The organism is Inquilinus ginsengisoli (assembly GCF_050434925.1).
In the GTDB taxonomy this organism is placed as follows: domain Bacteria; phylum Pseudomonadota; class Alphaproteobacteria; order DSM-16000; family Inquilinaceae; genus Inquilinus; species Inquilinus ginsengisoli_B.
The window spans coordinates 2,028,147-2,049,109 of the sequence record NZ_JBNDJK010000001.1 but is presented as its reverse complement, the minus strand read 5'-3'; the positions used below and the strand labels follow the sequence as shown (position 1 = coordinate 2,049,109).

The following is a 20,963-nucleotide window of genomic DNA, read 5'->3' as shown; positions in this document are numbered from 1 at the left end:
CCTGAGTGCCGAAGCCGAATTAATCACCCGTTTCTGGCTTTGGCTCAGTCGGCGTCACATTTTGGGCCAAGCATCCGGATCTTGGGAAAATCGACGCGCAGCCGTTTACACTTCGATGAATTTCTCCTCTGATGAGAAGTCGCTCTCATTCGCAGGGAAATCGCGCGCGGACCCATGCGCAAGCCGATGCCGATACCGGAGGAGCGGGCAGCGCAGGAACTCGTTCACCGGCGAGCCCGAGCTCAGATCGAGCAGATCAGCCCGGACAACTGGCGACAGGTCGCGGTCAGCCGCTATCGGATCCGAGAGGAGAGGATAGATCTTCCGCCGCTGCCTGTGCCATCGGTGTCGATCAGTCGCAGCCGGGGCCATCGGATCGAGCGAATTCTCCGTGGTCGACGCTCCTTCGGCTGGGCCGTCAAGGGGCACATCGCGCTCTTACCATCGGACGCCGGAACGGCGTGGACGTTGGACCGCGACCTTGAGATATCGCAGATCTATCTCGATCGAGCCCTCCTTCTTCGTGTCGTCGAGGAGGAGATGGATCGCGGCAGCGGAGGCCTGGAGATCAGGTCCGACTTCCTGATCCGCGATCAACGGATTGAGCGGATAGCAGCCGAACTCCTTACCGAGCTGGGCAGGCCTGGCGTTGGGACGAGCCTTCTGGTCGAGAGCCTCACCCTCGACCTCGCAGTCCACCTCGCGCGCGGCTACTCCAATCTGAAACAGCGTCGCGCGCCGCGATCATATAGCATCGCGCCTCGCAAGCTCGCCGATGCCCGGACCTATATCGAGGCGAATCTCGATCGCAAGATCACACTCGACGAAATGGCGGCGGCGGTGGGCATGAGCCGCTTCCATTTTGCGAAGTCCTTCAAGGCTGCCACTGGTCTGCCCCCATACAACTTCGTAATATCGCGGCGCCTGGAGCGGGCGAGCAGGCTCCTACTCGAAACCGGCGATCCGATCGCGAGCGTGGCCCAGGCCGTCGGGTTCAACAGCCTGGGTCGCTTCACACGGGCTTTCGCTCGTGACATGGGCGTGACCCCCGTGCAATTCCGCGCCCGAGGTCGCGGCGGAAATTCCTTACGGGACAAAATGCGGGAAGAAGGTAGTGGCAGCCAAAGGTCGAGTCGGGATGACAGCCGATCATGACCCAACACGCCGGAGCGCCTGCTACGGCCGGCTAAAGGAGATGGCTGTCCATTGCCGTTTCCGCCCCGGCGAACATCTCAAGATTGGGCAGCTTTGCGAACAGCTCAGGGCGAGCAGCACGCCGGTGCGTGAAGCCCTCATCCGACTTCATTGCGAAAAGCTCGTCACCAGCACCGTCCGCGAGGGATTCTTCGCCCGAATTCCCAACGCCGATGAGTTCGAAGATCTGTACCAGCTCTCCCGCACCCTCCTTCTTCAGGCAATGCAGTCATCGAGATTGAACGGCCGCGGCGCGCGAACTGGAATTGGACAATCACTCGACCTGTCGCCGAGCGCTCCGCCTTGGGCCGTAGCCGAGCACTTTACGATGAAGCTCGCGCAACGCGCCGGCAGCCGCGAGGTGGCGCGAATCGTCAGCAACATCAACGATCGGATCCGCTGCGTGCGGTTGATCGCCAGCTTGGACCCGGAGCTCGTTCAGGGCATGGTGCTTGATCGGCAGCAGATTGCCGAAGCAATCGCGGTCGGCGACACGCCATCGGCGAGGCTGATACTGGAGACGATGTTTGACCGCGATCTTCACCGAGTTCCCGAGCTTACCAAGGAACTACTCGCCCGCGCCCATGCCGGCAGCCTCGACTGATCCAAACAGGCGGACACCGGCCGCTCAGAGGCAAGCGCATGAGTGAGAACGCCTCAACTCCGTCGCGGCCGCGCGATGGCGAGGGGACAACGGGCGCCATCGGGATCGTGTTGCCGCGCCTTCGGATGTCGATGGACTCGATGCCTCGGGGATTGAAACGGATCGGCAAGTATCTCTTGGAGAACCCGGAGACAGCTGTTCATCTGTCGATGGCGGCGCTGAGCCGGAATACGCGGTGCGGCCAATCGACCATCATGCGCTTCTGCCGGGCTCTCGGCTTCGCAGGGTTCCAAGATCTCAAGCTCCACCTGGCGGCGGACTTGGCGCGGCATCCACGCCCAGATCGTGCTGCTGAGGGTAGAGACACCCTGCTCGACGGCATGCTCGAGGCCCACATCCGAGCATTGCGCGACACCCGCTCCCTAATCGAACCCGCGTGCCTTCGCGCCGCAGCCGCTAGGCTGGGGGCGGCTCGCCGCATCGACATCTTCGGCGCAGGTGTGTCGGGCTTGGTGGCAGAGCTCCTGGCCTATCATCTTCTTCTCTCCGGCCTCACCGCGCAGGCGCTGAGCGATCCGACCTACATGCTTGAGGTCGCCCACGGGCTCGACCGCGACTGCGTCGCCGTCGCGATCTCCGCCTCCGGAGCATCACAGGATACGGTCGACATGATGAAGCGCGCCAAGGCCGCAGGCGCTTTCACCATTGCCGTGACGAACCGCTCGTGCACCCCGCTCACCGCTTCCGCCGATTGCGTCCTTTCCGCGGTGACACAGGAATCGCCGGTCACCGGTGGCGCTTTCGCCATCGCGACCGGACAGATTCTCCTGATCGATGCTCTCATTTCGGAGATTGGCCAACTCCGGCAAACCCGCTGATAGCTTTCGCCGGACGGCGTTCCAAGGCGGAAGCCGCAGGCTAGCTCCAGTTTCAATGGACGATTGGCTGCCGATCTACAATCACTTTGGATATTGAATTACGGCACTCTACCCATTGCAGTGCGTTGAGCCGGCGCACTACTCGGCATTTCCCGCAGCGGCCGAGCACCTGGTGAAGCGGCCGAGCCGGCAGCGAGCTTCACGACGAACTCGCCCATCCGGGCGAAGAATTCCCGTTCCGCTTGCCAACACGAGATGTTGGTGATGTTGCTTCGCCGCGTACGATCGAACGCGTCCACAGACTAAGTATCGCCGCCCGGGACTTCTCGCGGGCGCGAACATTGTCGGATTTCGTCTTCAGCGAGAATCGAACCCTCCGCTTCTCGCCGCGTGAGCAAAATGGACGTACGGGCTCCCGGTAGATCGTTCACGCCTTGAGCAGGAGCAAAACTCCCATCACTATCAAATTCATGGAGTGATGCATTCAATCGCGAATGCGGAGCGCAACGGCAGCGGGGAGGCCATGTCAGAACCAGCCGGGATCACATTGAGCAGAATCGAGAAGCGCTTCGGCCCACTGGCCGTGTTGCGCGACGTGTCGTTGGACATTCGTCCGGGCGAGTTCCTGACGCTCGTCGGACCATCAGGGTGCGGGAAGTCAACCCTGCTTCGGATCATTGCCGGGCTCGAAGTCCAGACAATCGGGACCGTTGCTATTGGCGGCCGCCCAGCTGACGCGCTCGGCCCCGACCGGCGCGATATCGCCATGGTGTTCCAAAGCTATGCGCTGTACCCACACATGACGGTCGCCGAGAACATCGCAACACCCATGCGGCTCCGGCGCCTTTCCGGCTGGCAACGCTGGCCGCTGATCGGACGCTTCGGACGGGCCCGTGCAATTGGGACCGAGATCAACCGCGAGGTCGCGGCCGCGGCTGAGTTGCTCGGCATCGGCGCGCTCCTCGACCGCAAGCCAGGGCAGCTCTCGGGCGGACAGCGGCAGCGGGTCGCCCTCGGCCGCGCACTCGTCCGCCAGCCGCGCGTCTTCCTGATGGATGAGCCCCTCTCCAATCTGGACTCCAAGCTCCGCGTCCATATGCGAGCCGAGATCGCTCGGCTGCACCGCCGGCTCGGTGCGACCTTCGTCTACGTCACCCACGACCAAACCGAGGCGATGACAATGTCCGACCGCATCGCGGTGATGCTGGATGGGCAAGTTCGCCAGATCGACACGCCGACGGCAATCTACCGCGAGCCGGCCGATTACCAGGTCGCCGCCTTCATGGCCCAACCGCAGTTGAACGCAATCTCGGTCACGGGAGCGGGCCCCGGCGCCGTCGAAGCCTGCGGCACCCGCATCCTGGTCGGCGGGCTCGTGCCGGCCGGCACCAGAGCCGTCCTCACCTTCCGGCCGGAGGAGTGCGTCCTCCTCGACGGATCGGCGCCACAAGGCCTCGCCGGCACCATCAGCCACGTCGAGAGGCTCGGCGCCGAAGGCTACGCCCATCTCGCGGTCGACGGCGTTGCCGAGCTCATCGTCGCTCGGCTCGACGCCGAGCGGCTCGGCCGGGTCGAGCGCGGCCAAGCGGTCCGGTTTCTGCCCGATCCGGAACGAGCGTTCTGCTTCGACGATCGTGGCCGGCGACTCACAGCCACCGAGCGGAAGGCGGGTCTTCAATGACGACCGTCCTTCCCCTCTCCTCCGCCGGCTCCGATGGGCCCGCAGTCGCCGGCCAGATCCAGCGGCGCCGCGCCCGAGCAGGCCTCACGCTCGCGGGTCCTGCTGCGATCCTGCTGCTGGTGTTGCTGATCCTGCCGTCGGCGCTCGTGATCCTCTTCTCGATCACCGACTATGGCTTCGGCGCCGCGTCCTGGAGGTTCGTCGCCCTCGACAACTATGCTGAGCTTTTCGCCGATGCCGGTGTCCTCCGCGCGCTCGGCAATACCGCGCTCTATATCGCCGTTGTCGTCCCTGGATCGGTCGCGGTCGGCCTCGGCGCCGCCCTCCTCATCGAGGGACGGCAGGTGCTCCGGCCCTTTTACCGGGTCGCCTTCTTCCTTCCGGTGACGGCCACGCTGGTCGCGCTGGCGACCGCCTGGGAGGTCTTGCTTCACCCGGGCTTCGGCCTTGCCAACATCCTCCTTTCGGCGCTGGGCCAGCCGAAGCTGCGTTTCCTCGCCGACCCGGATATTGCGATGTTCACGCTATCCGGCATCGGGATCTGGCAGCTCGCCGGCTTCAACATGGTGCTGTTCCTATCCGGCCTCGCATCGATCCCACGCGAGCTCTATGACGCGGCCGCGGTCGACGGCGCCGCTCGGGGTATCGATCGATTTCGGCTCGTCACATGGCCGATGCTAGGCCCCACGACGATGTTCGTCGTCGTCGTCACCGCAATCCGTGGCCTGCAGGTTTTCGACACGGTCGCCGTGCTCACCCGCGGCGGTCCGGCCAAGACGACTGAGGTGCTGCTCTACACGATCTACGTCGAGGGTTTCCGCTATTTCCGGATCGGCTACGCGTCAGCGCTGACCGTCGTCTTCCTCGTGCTCGCCACCGCGCTGACGCTCGCCCAAACCCGCCTCATGGACAGAAAGGTGCACTACCAATGACCAGGCGCCTCCTGCCGTCAATCGGGGGGCTCTGCGCGCATGCCGTGCTGCTCACAGGCGCGCTTGCCATGCTCGCCCCCTTTCTCTGGATGGCGCTGACATCCGTCAAGCCCCCCGCCGAGATCTTCACGGGCGAGCTCACGCTCCTGCCGTCCCGCTTCACCCTCCAGAACTATGTCGAGGCGCTGTCGGCCTCGCCGCTTCTGCGCTTCCTTCTCAATGGCATGCTGGTCTGCGGCGGCATCCTCTTGCTCCAGCTCGCGGTCGCCGTCCCATGCGGCTATGCGCTTGCGAAGCTCGATTTCCGGGGGCGGGAGGCGCTCTTCGGTCTCGTCCTCCTCGGCCTGTTGATTCCGGTCCAGGTCCCGGCGCTCCCACTCTATCTCGGCCTCGCCCGCCTCGGGCTACTTGACAGCTATCCGGCACTGATCCTGCCCTGGGCAGTCTCGGCCTTCGCCATCTTCCTGTTCCGCCAGGTGTTCCTGCGCTTTCCCGACGAGATCGTGGACGCAGCCCGAATCGACGGCTTCGGCGAGATCGCGATCGCCTTCCGCATCGCGCTGCCGTCGGCCTGGCCGGCCGTCGCGGCCTTCTCGATCTTCTCGGTGGTCGCGCACTGGAACGATCTTTACTGGCCAATGGTCGTCGTGACCTCGACTGAGCTCATGACGCCGCCGCTCGGCATCGCCTATTTCCGCGAGGGCGGCGGCGTCGACGGCAATATCGGTGCCCTCATGGCCGGCGGCGTGATCATCACCGCTCCCCTCGTACTCGCCTTTCTCTTCGCCCAGCGCCGCTTCGTCCAGGGGCTGGCCTTCACCGGTATCCGGTAATCCTCAGGAGACACTCAATGAACAGGTTCCTGACCGTTGCCGCGGTCCTGGCGGCGCTCGCCGCGCCCCCGGCCGCCGCAGCCCCCATCGAGCTCACCGTCTTCTACGCCTGGCCGTCGCATCAGCGCTTCCACGAACCGATCGCCGCGGCCTTCATGGAGCGCCATCCGGAGATCCGGATCCGCTTCCAGGCGCCGGCCTCCAGCTACGACGAGGCCTTCCAGAGCCTGCTGCGGCAGGGCATGACCGGCTCGCTCCCGGACGTGACATTCGCGGGCTACCAGATGCTGCGCGCGTTGTCTGACCGCGGGCTCGCCCAGGAGCTAGGTCCCCTTATCGCGGCGACGCCGGACTGGGCCGGACGAGGCTTTACGGACCCAGTGCTTGCCCTGGGCCAGAGCGCAGGACGACAAATCGCGCTCCCCTTCGTGATGTCGACGCCCATCGTCTACGTCAACGCCGAGCTCGCTGCCCGAGCCAGCGGCGACGCTGCCTTTCCGTCCGACTGGGACGATCTCATCGGCCTCGCGCACAGGATCGACGGGCTCGGGCCCGACATCGATGGCATGTATTACGGGCTTGGGGTCGACGACTGGAGCACCCAGGCCCTGCTCCTGAGCCACGGCGCCTCTCTTCTCACCCCGGACGAAACCGACATCGCCTTCGACAGCCGCGAGGGGCTCGCGGCCCTGCGCCTGTTCCGCCGTTTCCGCGAGGAAGGCGGACAGCCCGCCATCGGTGACGAGTCCGCCCGGCAACAATTCGTCGCGGGGAAGCTTGGAATTCTCGTCGCCTCGACCTCGGGGGTTCGGGGCCTCGAGACGGATATAGGCGGCCGCTTCCCCTTAAAGACGGCGCGCCTGCCCCTCGCCGATCGCGAGCGCGCGCGGCTGCCGACCGGCGGAATGGCGGGCGTGATCCTGACAAGCGATCCCGACAGGCGGGAAGCGGCCTGGGCCTATTTGCAGTTCGCAAGCGGCCCCGAGGCGCAGACGCTCATGGTCCAGAAATCCGGCTACACGCCGGTCACCAGCCTCGCTCTCGGCCCGACCTATCTCGGCGATTTCTACCGCGAACACCCGAACTGGTCGACAAGCGTCGAGCAGATCCCGGTATCGCGCCCCTGGACCGCTTGGCCAGGCCCGAACGGCGTCGAGATCGCCCAAGCGCTTCTCGACGCGATGTCGGCCCTCGCCCAGGACCGGCTGACACCCGAAGAGGCGCTGTCCGAGATGGCGACGGCCGCCCGCCGACTCATGCGCCGCTGAACGCCGACCACATCCAGAGAGCCGACATCCATCATGAAGATCATCCAGATCACGGATCCGCATCTGGTTGCGCCCGGCGGGCGCCTCTACGACCTCGACCCCGCCGCTCGGCTCGCCCGCTGCATCGAGAGCATCGCGGCCGAGCACGGCGACGCAGCATTGTGCGTCGTGACGGGGGACCTTGCTGACCGCGGCACGCCGGAGGCCTATGCGCTCCTGCGAGAAATTCTTCGTCCTCTGCCGATGCCGGTCCGGTTGCTGCTCGGCAACCATGACGACAGGAGCGCCTTCCGCGCGGTGTTTCCTGAGGTGCAGGTCGATCCAGCCGGCTTCGTCCAGTCGGTCCTGGACGTCCCTGCGGCGCGCCTTCTCTTCCTCGACACCCTCGAGAGGGGAGCCCACGGGGCCGGCGTCCTTTGTCCCGCCCGTCTCGGCTGGATCGCCGCCCGGCTCGCCGAAGTCCCAGGCCGGCCGGTGTACGTCTTCATGCATCATCCGCCGCGCTCGATCGGGGTTCGGCATTTCAGACGAATGCTCCTGGCTGCCCCGGATGACTTCCTCGACCTCGTCCATCGGCATGGCAGTGTGCGCCACCTATTCTTCGGCCATGTCCATCTCCCGGTCTCCGGCCGATGGGGGCCCTTCTCCTTCTCAGCTATGCGCGGCACCTGCCAGCACATCGATCTCGAGCTCGATGACCCCGACGTTGCCTTCGCGGAGGGATCGCCGAGCTATGGGGTTATCCTTCTCGAAGGCGAGGATGTCATCGTGCACCTGCGCGACTTTCTCGCACCGGAACCGCGGTTCGACGCCATGACCGGCCGCCGCCTGAAGGCGCCCGCCGTTTCCAACCTTGCGAGAGCAATCCTGTCATGACCCGACCCAAATCGGAGCGCCGGCCCTCCTGGCCCCGCCTCGTCCTCTTCGATTGCGACGGCGTCCTCGTCGACAGCGAGCGCTTGATCGCATCGGCCGAGGCCGAGGCACTCGCCGCCGCGGGCTTCGAAGCCAGCCCCCGCGACCTGCTCGACCGCTTCACCGGCATCCCCGCCGCAGATATGTTCCGCACCATTGTCACCGAGCAGGGCCGCCCACTGCCAGCAGGCTTCGGCGCCGCAGTCGACCGCCGAATCGCCGATGCCTATCGCAGGCGACTCGAACCGATCCCGGACGCGGAGGAGACACTTCGCCGGCTCGATGTGCCCTGCTGTGTCGCCTCATCAAGTTCACTCGACCGGCTTCGGCTCGCACTGTTCGTGACCGGCCTCGACTGGCTGCTGATGGGCCGCATCTTCAGTACGGAGATGGTCGCGCGCGGCAAGCCGGCACCGGACCTCTTTCTCCACGCAGCCGACCGCATGGGAGCCGCCCCCGCCCACTGCCTCGTGGTGGAGGACAGCGTCGCGGGCGTGACCGCGGCCCGGGCCGCCGGCATGACCGCGTTCGGTTTCACCGGAGGCAGCCACGGCACACCCGATCTCGGCGAAGGTCTGCTCGCCGCCGGAGCAGACCTCGTCTTCAGCCGCATGGCCGCCCTTCCGCAGCTCATCCACGGGGCGGAGCTCGACCGCACGTCCCGCCTTGCTGCGGGACCGGGCCGAGGCTCCCCGGCTTCGACCGGAGGGCGGGCGTGATGACCGCCGAGCCCTTTCCCCTGATCGAGCTGTCAGGATCAACTGAGGCCCGCGGCCGCCGCTACGGCGTCGAGGCCGCGGAGCGCATCCGCCTCGGCCTCAGCCATTATCAGGAGCAGCTCGATCGCCTCGGGTTGCCAGCCGGCGCCGTCCGCCATGCCGCCCGCCGCCAGTTCGCGGCAATCGCTCGGTTCGACGACGCCCATGCCGCCGAGATCTGCGCGATCGCGGGCGGCGCTGGAGTGGAGACCGAAGACATCGTCCTCCTCAACGCGCGCACGGAGATCCTGCGCCAGGCTCGTCGTGGATCGGAGGACGCGGCGGACGGCTGCACCGGCTCGGTCCTGCTGCCCGCAGTCACGCGCGACGGCCGGCTTCTGCACGGGCAGAACTGGGACTGGAAGGTGGAATGCGCCGAGACGGCCGTGGTGCTCCGGGTCCGGCAGGAGAACGGGCCCGACTACCTGACCTTCACCGAAGCCGGAGGGCTCGCGCGCTCCGGCCTCAACGCCGCCGGGATTGGTCTCACGGCCAACAATCTCGAATGCGAGCGGGACGGCGCGACAGAAGGAGTTCCGCTCCCTCTCATCCGACGCCGGGTGCTCGAGAGCGCGGACCTGGCTCTTGCCATCCATGCCGTCCGTACGACGCCGAAGACCGCCTCCAACAACATGATGATCAGTCATGTGGGCGGCTTTGCGGTGAGCCTGGAATGCGCGCCCGACGAGAGCTTCGCGCTGCTCCCCGAAGGCGGCGTCCTCGTCCATGCCAACCACTGGCTCTCAGCTGCGGCGCTCGCCCGCCTCCGCGACACCGGGCTCGACGCCACGGCGGATAGTCTCTACCGCCAGGAGCGCGTCCGCTCCCACCTTGCAGCCCGCAGGTGCCTCGGCATCGCCGACCTGCGCGACGCCTTCCTCGATGACTTCGGCAGCCCATGGTCGGTCTGTCGCCCGCCCCGGCGCGGCCTTTCAGGAAACCTCACCGCCACAGTGGCGATGATCCTCCTCGACCCCGGCCGAGCCGAAATGTGGGTGGCACCTCTTCCCGCCATCAACCGCCGCTTCACCCGGTACCGGCTCGCGGACGGGCCCGCCGAGGCCGCGTCCTTCGGCTGATCGGCCACCCCGGCCCACCCTTTCATGGAGATCCCCATGCCCCAAACCCATGGCTTCCAAACCGTTCTCGGCCGCAACCTCGTCGGCGAGCTCAGGAACGTCGTCCACCGGCCCTTCCTCGTCGTCACCATGGAAGACCTCTGGCCCCGCTTTGCCGAAGCCTTCGACGGCGCCGAGTGCGAGCCGTATCTCGTCCATTCGGTCGACGAGGAGGAACTGCTGCGAGATCTCGCGGCGCTGCCTGACTTCGCCGCCGTGGTCGGGCTCGGTGGAGGCATGGCCATCGATGCCGCGAAATATTTTGCGTGGCGTCGCCGCCGGCCGCTCTTCCAGGTCCAGACCGCGCTCAGCATGAACGCGGCCTGGGGCCATCGCGCCGGGGTCCGCTCCAATGGTGTCGTCCGCTATGTCGGATGGGCCGTGCCCGAGGCGGTGTATATCGACCTCGACGTGATCCGCGCCGCCCCGCGGGCACTAAATCTGTCGGGCGTCGGCGACATTCTATGCTGCCACACGGGCGTGCTCGACTGGAAATACGCCACGGACCGCGGTCGCTGCGAGCCCAAATGGCCGTTCGAGCCTGACCTGGCGGCCGATGCACGTGCCGCGGTCGACCGTGTCCTCGCTGGTCTCGACGACATCCGGGACCTCACAGACACCGGGATCCGGATCCTCGTCGAGGGCCTAAGCCGTGGGACGAGCTACCACACGAACGGCTGGAATCCCCGGCCGATCGAAGGAATCGACCATTTTTTCTTCTACGCGCTCGAGTTCGGTACCGGCCGCAAATTCATCCACGGGCCGCCGGTTTGCCTCGGCATCTATATCGGCTCCCTCCTCCACGAGTGCCGAGCCGAGGAGATGCTTCGCGCATTTCATCATATCGGCCTCGACATCCGCCCCGAGGCTATGGGTGTCACGTGGGACGACGTCGCCCGCGCCCTCGCTGGGCTCCGCCGCTTCGTCCGGGACGCCGGGCTCTGGCACTCGATCGCCCATGACGTCGAGATCGGGCCCGAGTTCGTCGGCCGCGTCCGCCGCGGTATCGAGGCCCTCTACGGGCCCTGGGCTCCGGCGGCCCGGTGACGCCATGGTCCTTTCACCTCATCGCTGCCGGAGCTCGACTCCATGAAGGTCCAAATCCTGCCCGACGCGGAGGCGGTCGCAGCAGTCGCGGCCGCCGAGATCCTCGTGGAAGTCGCCGCCTGCCCCCGCCTCATCCTTGGCGTTGCCACCGGCCGAACGATGGAGCCGGTCTATGCCCGGCTGGCTCAGGCCGCAGCCGAGGGAGCCGAGTTCGGCGGCGTCGAGCTCTTCGCGCTCGACGAGTATGTCGGGCTCGCGCCCGGCCATGCGGGCTCCTTCCGCAGTTATCTCGAGCGGCATGTCGTCGGGCCACTCCGCATCTTGCCCGAGCGCCTTCATGTCCCTGACGGCACCAGCATCAATCCCATCGAGGAGGCGCGGCGCTACGAGGCAAGGATACGGGCGGCCGGCGGCATCGACCTGCAACTCCTGGGACTCGGCCGTAACGGACATATCGCCTTCAACGAGCCGGGCTCGTCCTTCGGCTCCCGGACGCGCATCGTGCGGCTGGCGCAATCGACCCGCGACGACAGCCGAGGAGCTCTGCCGCCGGGTATGGAGCCGCCGCGGGCCGGCATCACCATGGGAGTAGGCACGATCCTGGAAGCGAGACGCGTCCTATTGCTCGCAAGCGGCGCGGGCAAGCATCCCGCCGCCGAAGCCATGTGCTTCGGTCCCGTCTCTCCCGCGTGCCCCGGCTCGGCGTTGCGACTTCATCCGGACGCCACCGCGCTCCTCGATCGAGACGCGGCCGGGTCGGAATGAATAGCGAGAACTCTGAAAGTAAATCACGTATTATTCCGAATGCTTCTCCGAATATATTCGGAGAAGCTTTTTGACTCTTCTGTGACACGTTGGGACACTTGGGACCTCCGCTTCAATACCGACGCTTGGCCGCCATAGCGATGGCGCCGGCAGGGAGGTCTCACCGTGACCAGGCATGCTGCGCTGCGCCCGACGAAGCCCCGTATCCCGAGTCCTAAGGCGACGCTCGCCGCCTATGGCGGCCGTCCCGTCGTCGACCAGCGGCGCCTCGCCCGATGGCCAGCGCCCTCGCTCGACCATATCTCGGCGCTGATCGAGGCCGCCCGCAGCGGACGCTATCACCGCGTGAACCATCCGATCGTTTCGCGGCTCGAAGATGCCCTTGGGCAGTGGAGCGGAGGGCTTCAGGTGCGTGCGGTCGGCTCGGGCACGGCCGCGATCCACATCGCGCTCGATTATGTCCGCGAACGCGGCCCGAAAATCCTCACGCCGGCGCTGAACTGGCCCGGCGCCCTCGGACCGATCCACTTCGCGGGGCTGGAACCCGTGTTCGCCGACGTGTCGCTCGAGGACGGCTGCATCGACGAAAACGATGCGCTGGCGAGGCTCGAGCCCGAGATCGGCGTCCTGCTCCTTCCGCATCTTTTCGGCAATATCTCGGAGGTCCCTCGCCTCCGTCAGACCGCGCGCACCCTGGACATCGCAATCGTCGACGATTGCGCCCAGGCGATCGGGGCCGTGAGGCCGCAACCCGGAGCGGCCCGGATCGACAGCGACGCCTTTACACTGTCCGGCAATGGCGCCAAGCATCTCGGCGCGGGCGAGCTCGGATTCCTCTGCGGCACCGAGCCCGGGCTGATCGAACATGTCGACCGGGTTTCGCTCTCGAGCTCGGCGCGAGATGGCGGCCGCATCTTTTCTCCGATGAGCTACGGCCTCAACTACCGCCCGAACGTGCTGTCCAGTGCCGTCGCCCTCAGCCGCGTGCCGACGCTCGAGGAGCAACTTGAGTCCCGGGCCGAGAACGCAGCTGTCCTCCGCATCGGCCTTTCCGGCCTCCCGGGCCTTCGGATTCTCCATCGCTTCATGGAAGCCCGGAACTCCTTCTTAAATTTCGCGCTTCTCCTCGAGGCCGGCGAACTCGGGCTGCCTGCGGTCCCGGCCACCCGCGACTTCATCGTCGATCTCCTGCTGCAGGAAGGAGTTCCCGTCTGGATCTGGCTCCGCCGGCCAGCGTGGGCCTATCTCCCCTTCTGGCCCGACGAGGCTGAGCAGCCGCCGCTCCCAAATACCGAGAAGTTGCTCGCGGCCCTGTTCGACATCGTCGAGATCGCTCCGCCCAACGGAGTCGACGTGATGCGAGCCTATGTCGCTGCCTTTGAGAAAGTCTGGACAGCACTGCCCGAGCTCGCGCCCGAGATCCGGAAGGTCGCGGAAGGGGCGGGATCCCTCGCGACGGGGCGCGGCTGACATGCGCCCCTCGACGCCCGGCTTTGTCCATCCCGACATCGGCTGCGTCATCAAGATCGGCGGCAGCCTGACCCGCGACCTTACCGACGCCTCGCGTCTGGTCGGCGCGCTCGCCGGCCTCGCCCGCAAGGGGCTAAGGATCCTCGTCGTTCCCGGCGGCGGGCGGCCGGACAAGGAGATCGAGGCGATCGACCGGGAACGGCCACTCGCCCCCCTCACCGCTCATCGCGCCTGCGCGCTCGCACAGGACCAGACCGGGCTCATCCTCGCCGATCCCGGGCTCGCCAGCGGCACCGTGGCTTGTGCCACCGTCGGTGGATGCCTTGCGGCGCTCGCCGAAAGGACGCTTCCGATCCTGCTCCCGTCCGATCTGATTTTCACGGCCGATCCGGTCGAGCCCAGCTGGGACGTCACCTCCGATGCCATCGGCGCCTGGGTGGCCTGGCTCCTGAGGGCCGATCGCTACGCCGTCGTGACCGACGTCGACGGCGTCTATTCGGCGGGCGGCGTCGGAGACCCCGAGCATCTCATGACCGAGATCGCCGCCGAAGACCTGGCTGTCATGGGCCACACCTCGGTCGACGCCTGCGCCGCGGCCTTCATCGCCGCGAACGCATTGGAAGCTGCCGTTCTCAACGGGCGCCACCCCGACAGGGTTGTCGACTGGATCGAACGGCGGCCGTGTCGCGGAACAGTCATCCGGCCCTCGCGACGAGCGACAGCATGACCGCGCCCGATGTCTTCGCTGCCGGCCGCCCGTGGCTGGCGTCTTGCATCCAAACGCCGGACGCCCTGGCCTCCGGCCTCTGTCGCATGCTCGATCGTCACATCGCCGAGCAGACCGGGCTCGCACTGCAGGCGGCGGTGATCCGGGTGCATGACACGACATCGGTCCGCGCCTTTTACGGCGCGTCAGGTGGCACCGCGGGCGCGCATTGGCCCCTGGTCGAGGCGCTCTACGCCGGCCGCCCGGTTCGGATCACCTGGTGGGCGGGAGACCAGGCGCTCACACGGCTGCAGCGGATAAAGGGTCGGACACAGCCGGCCGAGAGCGCCTTCGAGACGATTCGCGGCCGATTCTGGTGCGACAACCCGGTCGCGAACCTGATCCACGTCAGCGACCATGAGGAGTCAATGGCGCGCGAGGGGCGGATCCTCGCCACTCTGCCGGCGGGGCGCCCTCCCGCCGGCACGGCACTCCGCAGGCCCTGGAGTTGGACCCGGCATTCCGCCCTGCCGACCCTGGTACGCCTCCTCGCCCCAGATTGCGGCCTCGACCCTCAACGCCTTCTTGTCCTGCCGCGCTCGGGCGATGCCGTCGAGACCGCACGGCGAGCCTCTCGCGCGCTCGGACGGCTCGCCGCTGCCACCCCCGCCGCCGGCCGGCTGATCGAGGGATATTTCGCGGGCAACGCTGGCCCGCTCGAGGAGTTCATCGGCGGCCGGGGCGTCGGGCGCTGGGAAGCGCTCATCCTGAGAGCCGGGCTTCATGCCGCGGCGGCCTGGCAGAACCGGCTCGCGCCGGAGGGATCGGCTGATAAGGAGCATGTCGCATGAGCCTCACCCCGCCACAGGATCTCGCGCTGACCCTTCTCAGAGGCCGCCGCTCCGCGCGCAGCTGGATCGCCGGCAGTGCGGTCCTCTCGCCATTCTTGGCACGGGATCCGGGCGATATCGACGTCCATCACCCGGACGCCAAGACCGCACGGGCAGCGATCAGGACGGACCTCGCCCTGCTGCTCGAACACGGCTTCGCGATCGACGGCAGCGACTGGCAGGAGGCCGAGCATTGGGCGCGATTCCGGCACGAGACCGGCTCGCTCGTCCTCAACTGGGTGGTCGTGGCGCATCCGGACCGAGCCCGGCCGCTTCAGCACCCCCTATTCGGTTTTGCAGTGCCGGTCGAGGATGCTGTCGCCGAGAAGCTCGGAATTGCTCAGGCGTTCGGACGTCGCAAGGATATCGAGGACCTCCGGGCGATCGCTCGCGCCCACCCTTCGCTACCGCGCGAACTCAGCAGCCGCGTCGAGGCCTTCCTCCGCGGCACGCTCTCCGAAAGCCGGGCCACCCCCGACTGGGGGCAACCGTGACTGCCGCTGTCCCGCTCTCAATCGAAGCGTCAGTTGCTCTGGCGCGACGACGCGCATTGGAGCGCCTCCTCAGATGTGCGCTTTCAGAGGGACTGCTCGACAGCGGGAACTCCGCTACCGAGGAGGACCTTGGCGTCGTCCGAGCATCACTCAGGACGGCCGCTGGGACTCTGCAGTTCCGGTGCCGCCCGCCCTTCATCGGATGGCGCCATGCCGAATTCGAGACTGTCGTTCTCTGTCCGCGCGGCTCGCTTCCGCGGCGGCTCGACAACCCTTTCGACCTCATTGCCTTCCTGGGATCGCTTCACCCGGACGGACGATGGGAACGGCTTCGGGACGAGGTCGAGGACAGCCTTCAGAACGAGGCCCTGTCGATCCACGTGCGATCGGAACGAGATCGCGCCATTGCCGAGGCCGCACGGAACCGCGGCTGCCCGACCCTCCTCGACTGGGTTCGCCGCTCACTTCCCGCGGCCGAATGGACAAGCTTCTTCGAACAATGGGGAGCCATTGGCCATCCGCACCACCCTTGTTCCAAGACGCGGATCGGCTTCACGATCGACGACAGTCGGCGCTATGCGCCAGAGTTCGGACAGCGCATCGGCGTCCCTTGGCTCGCCGTACGCCGTGGCCGGATCGCGACGGAGGTGGTCTCGTCCAACCTCGAGCCCCAGGCCTTCCTTAAAAAGCACTTCCCGACCGCGATGGACCGCTGGCGCAGCGCTATCACCGCGCATGGCGCCGATCCGGAGACCTATTTTCCAATCCCCGTCCACCCCTGGCAGTGGGGCGCGGTGGTCGAGCCGGGCTTCAGAGGGGAGATCGCGCGCGGCGACATTTTGAAGCCGGGCGACATTGAGACCGAGTGCCTGGCCATGCTCTCGCTGCGAACGCTCGAACCGGTCGACGCGCGGTCGAGCCCTCACCTCAAGCTCCCGCTCTCGATCCAGGTGACGAGCTCGCGGCGCGACCTCGGACCTGGCGTTATTTCAGCGGGCCCTTGGATGACTCGACGCCTCGACGCCGTCCTTCACCGAGACGAGCGCCTTCGGAGCTGCATGGCCGTCCTGGGAGAGCCGTTCGGCGCCTATTTGCGTCCGGCCTACTCCGGCGATGAACGGTCGGGGATGCTCTCTATGCTGCTGCGCCGGCCGGTGGCCGGGCTCCTGCGGCCGGGCGAGGCCGCGATTCCGGTTGCGGCGCTGTTTGTGCCTTCACCCGTCACCGGGAAGCCGCTGTTCCTCGAGCTCATCGCGGCCGCCGGCCAGGATCCCGCCGCGTTCTTCGGCGCGTATTGCCGGATCGCGCTCGGCGCCTTGTTGCGCCTTTCGCTTCTCCACGGGATTGCGCTCGAAGCCCATCAGCAGAACACTCTCGTCATCGTTGACGAGCGCCATCGCATCACCCGCATCGTCGCCCGAGACTTCGGGGCGCGGGTGCTCGCGGAAACGGTCGATCCCTCCGATCCGATCCCGGCCATTGCCCGCGACATCGCCGTCGCTGGCCGGGAGGCGCTCCGCGAGATGGTCTCCCATGCCGTTCTGGAAAGCCATGTCCGCGAACTGGTCGCTCTGCTGGCGCGCCACGGCGCGGCGGCGCCAGCCGCGAGCTGGCGACGAGCCGCGATCGCGGTTGAGGACGTCCTCGGCGGGATCGCCGGCGAGCTCGACACCGGGACGCTGGGGGAAGAGCGAACCGCTTTGTTCCGCCAGCCCTGGAGGGTCAAAAGCCTGCTCCGGATGCGGATCGCCGAGCATCATGGAGACAGCTTCATCGAGAGCCGGAATCCCTTCGCCCGAGTGCCCTGATACCGCCGAGCGCTTCATGAGTCGGACGAAGTCTCGCGCCCGGTGCGGGCGAGTGCCCGGAGGTGCAATTGCAGGCTCCGGCGCACCGTGGGATCCTGGATCGCAAGAAGATCACGGGCCAGCGCCAGCGCCACCCGGTGCTCTTCCGGGTCATAGGGGAGATCGCGATCGCCTGAAGCCTCGGTCGCGCCAGCGAGCAGTTGCCCTACGGGAACCTCGAGCACCTGCGCGATCCGGATCAGCATCGCGGCCGAGATACGGCTGGCTCCTGTCTCGTATTTTTGGAGCTGCTGAAAAGACAGGTCGAGCCGGCCTGCCATTCGCTCAAGGCCGATGCCGGCATTCTGCCGCCGCTGGCGAATGTTCCAGCCGACCGCAACGTCCACCGGATCCGGCCTTTTGTCTGTCCGCCTTACACGCGACATGACTCGTTCCCCTGCGGTCCATGACCGGCGCGAGGGCTCATCACATATGCAGCAAGCCAACTCGTAATGGGGCTCAACTGCCCTGGGTCCGCTTCGGAGGCGGCTCCAGGAACGCGGAAGGATCGACATTCAGTGCCTTGGCCAGCTTCGCAAGGATCTCGACCGAGGCGCTGTATTTTCCCTGCTCGAGGTCGCTGATGTAGCTGCGGTTGACCTCGGCCCGGAATCCCAACTCTTCCTGCGTCAGTGACCTCTCCCCGCGAATGCGCCGAAGGTTCCGGGCCACAGCCTGCCGCACGTTTTCCATGCGGGCAGATGAGGTTGTGATCCGTTGCCTGTCAGTCGGGTATACCCGACAAATTTTTCGCAGAAAAGGCCGGAGTTTGGCATTCCAGCAATCTCGGCGCCGTCAGCTGCACGTCGGTCGACGCGAATCAGCCCAATGCGTCCGAGCAGACGGGAGCACCGGCAGGCGTTGTCAGCGTCGTTTGCTCTTTCGAAAGCGGGACGGCGCCTGGCAATGTTCGCGTCCCGCCCACACTTCTCGGTTCTCGCGCTCGGCCTCGTCCTGTGCCGGCAGGTTGACGGACTTCCTGCGCCGCGGCCTTGAAGTCCCGGACGCTCTTGTCCTTGAACTTGCGGGACAGGCTTCCGACCAGGCTCTCGAAGGTCTTGGCATCTATCTGGCGGGGCTTCGAGCAGAAATACCCGTAGGACAGGCGGGGCTTGTACGCAATCGTATGGACCTTGTCGTCCGGCAGCGGGCCAATCTGCGCGGGAGAGAACAGGATAGAATGGCTCGCTACGCTCGCCGTGTTATAGGCGGCATTGAATGCCGGACAGTTGCACAGGCAAGGTGCGGCATAGAAAGCCTGGCCCGGATAGCGCCTCTCCCAGTCGATCAGCAGCCGATGCTGATGCGATACATCCCGGCGCATGAGCGCGATCCTGAAGAACGCCAATGTCAGGCCACGACACCGGCCGCTGGCGATCTCAAAGGCGCTGGCGCGGGTCATCAGCTCGGGAAGCTTGTACTGAAAAAAAGCGGCACCGCGGGGAAGTTGATCTGGACGTCATAGCCCAGCATCGCCTCCTGCACGAGGTTGGGAAATGCCGGCGCGCCGACGGAGGCCGAGGCCGATCCGCGGATGAGATTTTCCGTAAAGGCGTAGCCGAAAGAAGATTCCGTGCAGCCAACCTTCATAACCGCCGAAACCGCCCTTCCACCTTATTGCGTCAACCGCCGCGCCACACTGGCAACCACTACTGTGTCCACAATTATGGACATTGATGGCGCTCATGACCAATCAAGTGAACAAAACTTGACTAGATACCTGCTCTATGCACATTGTGCGAAATTCTGGACGCGACAAGCTCTCATGTCCACTCAAATGAACAGGAGGCGCTATGCCGCGCCAGAGAAGCTACTCCAGAGTCACACACCAAGCGCTCGCCATGCTCGGCAAGCTGATCCGAGTCGGCCGCGCCGAGCGCGGCCTAACCGCGCAGGAGCTGGCCGACCGCGCCGGCATCAGCCGCACAACGCTGTCCAGCATCGAAAAGGGCGCGCCGGGCCCTGAGATCGGCATCGTCTTCGAGGTAGCCTCACTCGTCGGCGTGCGCTTGTTCGATTATGACGAGCGCGCGCTCCAGCTGCACAATGCCCGCCTCGACGAAAAACTGACATTGCTGCCCAAGAGCGTCCGCCACACAGTGAAGGAGGTCGATGATGACTTCTAAGGCGGATGCTACCGAAGCCTTTGTATGGATGTGGCTGCCGGGGACAATGGAACCAGTGGTGGCCGGCCGCCTCGACCAGGAAGACGAGCGCCTGCTCTTTACCTACGGCGCCAGCTACCGCCGCCGGAAGAACGCAATTTCCATCTATGAACCCGAACTGCGCCTTCAGGAAGGCGTCATTGCGCCCCTCAACGGCCTGCTGATGGCGAATTGCATTCGCGACGGCTCACCCGACGCCTGGGGTCGCCGGGTCATCATCAACAGGTTGACGGGCAAGAAGCCCGACGCTGTCGGCGTGCCGGAGATCAGCGAGCTGACCTTTCTGCTCCAGTCAGGCTCCGACCGGATCGGTGCCCTGGATTTTCAGGCATCAGCAACAGAGTACGTCCCCCGCCTAGCCGCCCAGGCTTCCATTGACGAACTCATGGAAGCGGCCGAACTCATCGAAAAGGGCGTCCCCCTGCCCCCGGCGCTCGACCAAGCCCTCAATCATGGCACCTCGATCGGAGGCGCGCGCCCCAAGGCGCTGATCGATGACGGCGCGAAGAAGTTCATCGCCAAATTCTCGGCAAGCAATGACACGTACAGCGTTGTGAAGGCCGAATTCATCGCGATGAAACTCGCAGCCGCATGCGGCCTGAACGCCGCAAAGGTCTCGATGACCCGCGCCGTCTACAAAGACGTGCTTCTGATCGAACGCTTCGACCGCACGCACACAAAGGATGGCTGGGCGAGGCGCGCCATGGTCTCGGCTCTGACCATGCTGGGCCTTGACGAGATGATGGCCCGCTACGCTTCCTATGAAGACCTCGCCGAGCTGATCCGTCACCGTTTCACCGATCCCAAGGAGACACTGAAGGAGCTCTACGGGCGGATATGCTTCAACGTGCTGTGCGGCAACACAGACGACCATGCCCGCAACCATGCCGCCTTCTGGGACGGCAGGATGCTGACGCTCACCCCCGCCTATGACATCTGTCCGCAAGGCCGCACAGGCAACGAAGCCACGCAGGCGATGCTCATCAAGGGCAAAAGCCGCGCCAGCACGATTGCCACCTGCCTTGCCGCCGCGCCTGACTACCACCTGAAAGAAGCCGAAGCCGCCACTCTGATCGAACACCAGATCAAGACGATCGCCGAATACTGGCCCGCGGTCTGCGACGAAGCAGAGCTGAGCCTCGTCGATCGAACACTGTTCGCCGGACGCCAGTTTCTCAATAGCTACGCCTTTGACGGGCTCGGTGGTCAAAAGGCGCTGCAAGACGCTTCCCTTGCCGCACGCGAAACCCTGATCGCCAGCGGAGGCTCCCAACGATGACGGCGCCAAGATAGCTCAAGAGGCGCGCACGACGGGGAGCTTTTCTCCGCTCCCTTGGCGATGCCTTATGGGTTGCCGAGCAACCGCCTCCGGCATGACCTTCCTTGAGGGCTGCCATC

23 protein-coding genes are annotated in these 20,963 nt (G+C 66.0%); 19 read left to right on the top strand and 4 right to left on the bottom strand.

Annotated features, from left to right (window positions below):
• Window positions 1-174: 174 nt before the first annotated feature.
• The 17 genes from QFZ27_RS09750 (at window position 175) to QFZ27_RS09670 (ending at window position 17,361) form a co-directional block, all read left to right on the top strand.
• Window positions 175-1,155, top strand: a complete 981-nt coding sequence (locus QFZ27_RS09750; protein WP_429226068.1) for an AraC family transcriptional regulator — start codon at window positions 175-177, stop codon at window positions 1,153-1,155.
• A complete protein-coding gene (locus tag QFZ27_RS09745) occupies window positions 1,139-1,798 on the top strand; it encodes a GntR family transcriptional regulator (RefSeq protein ID WP_429226067.1) in 660 nt (219 codons plus the stop codon). Before QFZ27_RS09750 ends, QFZ27_RS09745 begins: the two co-directional genes overlap by 17 nt.
• 38 nt (window positions 1,799-1,836) lie before the next feature.
• Window positions 1,837-2,676, top strand: coding sequence for a MurR/RpiR family transcriptional regulator (locus tag QFZ27_RS09740; protein ID WP_429226066.1), 840 nt, complete (start codon window positions 1,837-1,839; stop codon window positions 2,674-2,676).
• A 478-nt stretch (window positions 2,677-3,154) separates the two neighbouring features.
• Window positions 3,155-4,357 (top strand): ABC transporter ATP-binding protein, encoded by a 1,203-nt coding sequence (locus QFZ27_RS09735; protein WP_429226064.1) that lies wholly within the window; start codon window positions 3,155-3,157, stop codon window positions 4,355-4,357.
• A complete protein-coding gene (locus QFZ27_RS09730; RefSeq protein ID WP_429226062.1) occupies window positions 4,354-5,289 on the top strand; it encodes a carbohydrate ABC transporter permease in 936 nt (311 codons plus the stop codon). The genes QFZ27_RS09735 and QFZ27_RS09730 overlap by 4 nt, the downstream gene beginning before the upstream one ends.
• Window positions 5,286-6,122, top strand: coding sequence for a carbohydrate ABC transporter permease (locus QFZ27_RS09725; RefSeq protein WP_429226060.1), 837 nt, complete (start codon window positions 5,286-5,288; stop codon window positions 6,120-6,122). The genes QFZ27_RS09730 and QFZ27_RS09725 overlap by 4 nt, the downstream gene beginning before the upstream one ends.
• A gap of 17 nt (window positions 6,123-6,139) precedes the next feature.
• Window positions 6,140-7,390: an ABC transporter substrate-binding protein gene (locus QFZ27_RS09720; protein WP_429226058.1), complete on the top strand. Its 1,251-nt coding sequence runs from the start codon at window positions 6,140-6,142 to the stop codon at window positions 7,388-7,390.
• Window positions 7,391-7,423: 33 nt separating this feature from the next.
• Complete coding sequence (locus QFZ27_RS09715) at window positions 7,424-8,266, top strand: phosphodiesterase (RefSeq protein ID WP_429226056.1); 843 nt, start codon at window positions 7,424-7,426, stop codon at window positions 8,264-8,266.
• Window positions 8,263-9,024, top strand: coding sequence for an HAD family hydrolase (locus QFZ27_RS09710; RefSeq protein WP_429226054.1), 762 nt, complete (start codon window positions 8,263-8,265; stop codon window positions 9,022-9,024). Before QFZ27_RS09715 ends, QFZ27_RS09710 begins: the two co-directional genes overlap by 4 nt.
• On the top strand, window positions 9,024-10,142 hold the full coding sequence (locus QFZ27_RS09705) for a C45 family autoproteolytic acyltransferase/hydrolase (protein ID WP_429226052.1): 1,119 nt from the start codon (window positions 9,024-9,026) through the stop codon (window positions 10,140-10,142). The genes QFZ27_RS09710 and QFZ27_RS09705 overlap by 1 nt, the downstream gene beginning before the upstream one ends.
• A gap of 36 nt (window positions 10,143-10,178) precedes the next feature.
• Window positions 10,179-11,228, top strand: coding sequence for an iron-containing alcohol dehydrogenase (locus QFZ27_RS09700; protein ID WP_429226050.1), 1,050 nt, complete (start codon window positions 10,179-10,181; stop codon window positions 11,226-11,228).
• A 42-nt stretch (window positions 11,229-11,270) separates the two neighbouring features.
• Window positions 11,271-11,993, top strand: coding sequence for a glucosamine-6-phosphate deaminase (locus QFZ27_RS09695; protein WP_429226048.1), 723 nt, complete (start codon window positions 11,271-11,273; stop codon window positions 11,991-11,993).
• Between the two features lie 165 nt (window positions 11,994-12,158).
• Window positions 12,159-13,463 (top strand): DegT/DnrJ/EryC1/StrS family aminotransferase, encoded by a 1,305-nt coding sequence (locus tag QFZ27_RS09690; RefSeq protein ID WP_429226047.1) that lies wholly within the window; start codon window positions 12,159-12,161, stop codon window positions 13,461-13,463.
• A 1-nt stretch (window position 13,464) separates the two neighbouring features.
• On the top strand, window positions 13,465-14,190 hold the full coding sequence (locus tag QFZ27_RS09685; RefSeq protein ID WP_429226045.1) for an amino acid kinase family protein: 726 nt from the start codon (window positions 13,465-13,467) through the stop codon (window positions 14,188-14,190).
• Window positions 14,187-15,020 (top strand): nucleoside-diphosphate kinase, encoded by an 834-nt coding sequence (locus tag QFZ27_RS09680; protein WP_429226043.1) that lies wholly within the window; start codon window positions 14,187-14,189, stop codon window positions 15,018-15,020. The genes QFZ27_RS09685 and QFZ27_RS09680 overlap by 4 nt, the downstream gene beginning before the upstream one ends.
• Window positions 15,017-15,553: a hypothetical protein gene (locus QFZ27_RS09675; protein WP_429226041.1), complete on the top strand. Its 537-nt coding sequence runs from the start codon at window positions 15,017-15,019 to the stop codon at window positions 15,551-15,553. The genes QFZ27_RS09680 and QFZ27_RS09675 overlap by 4 nt, the downstream gene beginning before the upstream one ends.
• Complete coding sequence (locus QFZ27_RS09670) at window positions 15,550-17,361, top strand: IucA/IucC family protein (RefSeq protein ID WP_429226040.1); 1,812 nt, start codon at window positions 15,550-15,552, stop codon at window positions 17,359-17,361. The genes QFZ27_RS09675 and QFZ27_RS09670 overlap by 4 nt, the downstream gene beginning before the upstream one ends.
• A 14-nt stretch (window positions 17,362-17,375) precedes the next feature.
• On the opposite strand, the gene QFZ27_RS09665 is transcribed toward QFZ27_RS09670, so the two are convergent.
• From QFZ27_RS09665 to QFZ27_RS09650, 4 genes are all read right to left on the bottom strand, one after another.
• Window positions 17,376-17,747: a helix-turn-helix domain-containing protein gene (locus QFZ27_RS09665; protein WP_429226038.1), complete on the bottom strand. Its 372-nt coding sequence runs from the start codon at window positions 17,745-17,747 to the stop codon at window positions 17,376-17,378.
• Between the two features lie 112 nt (window positions 17,748-17,859).
• The gene (locus tag QFZ27_RS09660) at window positions 17,860-18,093 is read right to left on the bottom strand and encodes a helix-turn-helix domain-containing protein (RefSeq protein ID WP_429226036.1); all 234 of its coding nucleotides are present in this window, start codon (window positions 18,091-18,093) and stop codon (window positions 17,860-17,862) included.
• A 127-nt stretch (window positions 18,094-18,220) separates the two neighbouring features.
• Entirely contained in the window at window positions 18,221-18,802 is a 582-nt protein-coding gene (locus QFZ27_RS09655) for a hypothetical protein (protein WP_429226034.1), read from the bottom strand.
• A complete protein-coding gene (locus QFZ27_RS09650) occupies window positions 18,802-18,990 on the bottom strand; it encodes a hypothetical protein (RefSeq protein WP_429226033.1) in 189 nt (62 codons plus the stop codon). The genes QFZ27_RS09655 and QFZ27_RS09650 overlap by 1 nt, the downstream gene beginning before the upstream one ends.
• A gap of 251 nt (window positions 18,991-19,241) precedes the next feature.
• Between QFZ27_RS09650 and QFZ27_RS09645 the strand changes: the two genes are divergently transcribed.
• Together QFZ27_RS09645 and QFZ27_RS09640 are read left to right on the top strand one after the other, a co-directional pair.
• Window positions 19,242-19,526 (top strand): helix-turn-helix transcriptional regulator, encoded by a 285-nt coding sequence (locus tag QFZ27_RS09645; RefSeq protein ID WP_429226031.1) that lies wholly within the window; start codon window positions 19,242-19,244, stop codon window positions 19,524-19,526.
• Window positions 19,513-20,844: a type II toxin-antitoxin system HipA family toxin gene (locus tag QFZ27_RS09640; protein ID WP_429226030.1), complete on the top strand. Its 1,332-nt coding sequence runs from the start codon at window positions 19,513-19,515 to the stop codon at window positions 20,842-20,844. Before QFZ27_RS09645 ends, QFZ27_RS09640 begins: the two co-directional genes overlap by 14 nt.
• Window positions 20,845-20,963 lie beyond the last annotated feature (119 nt).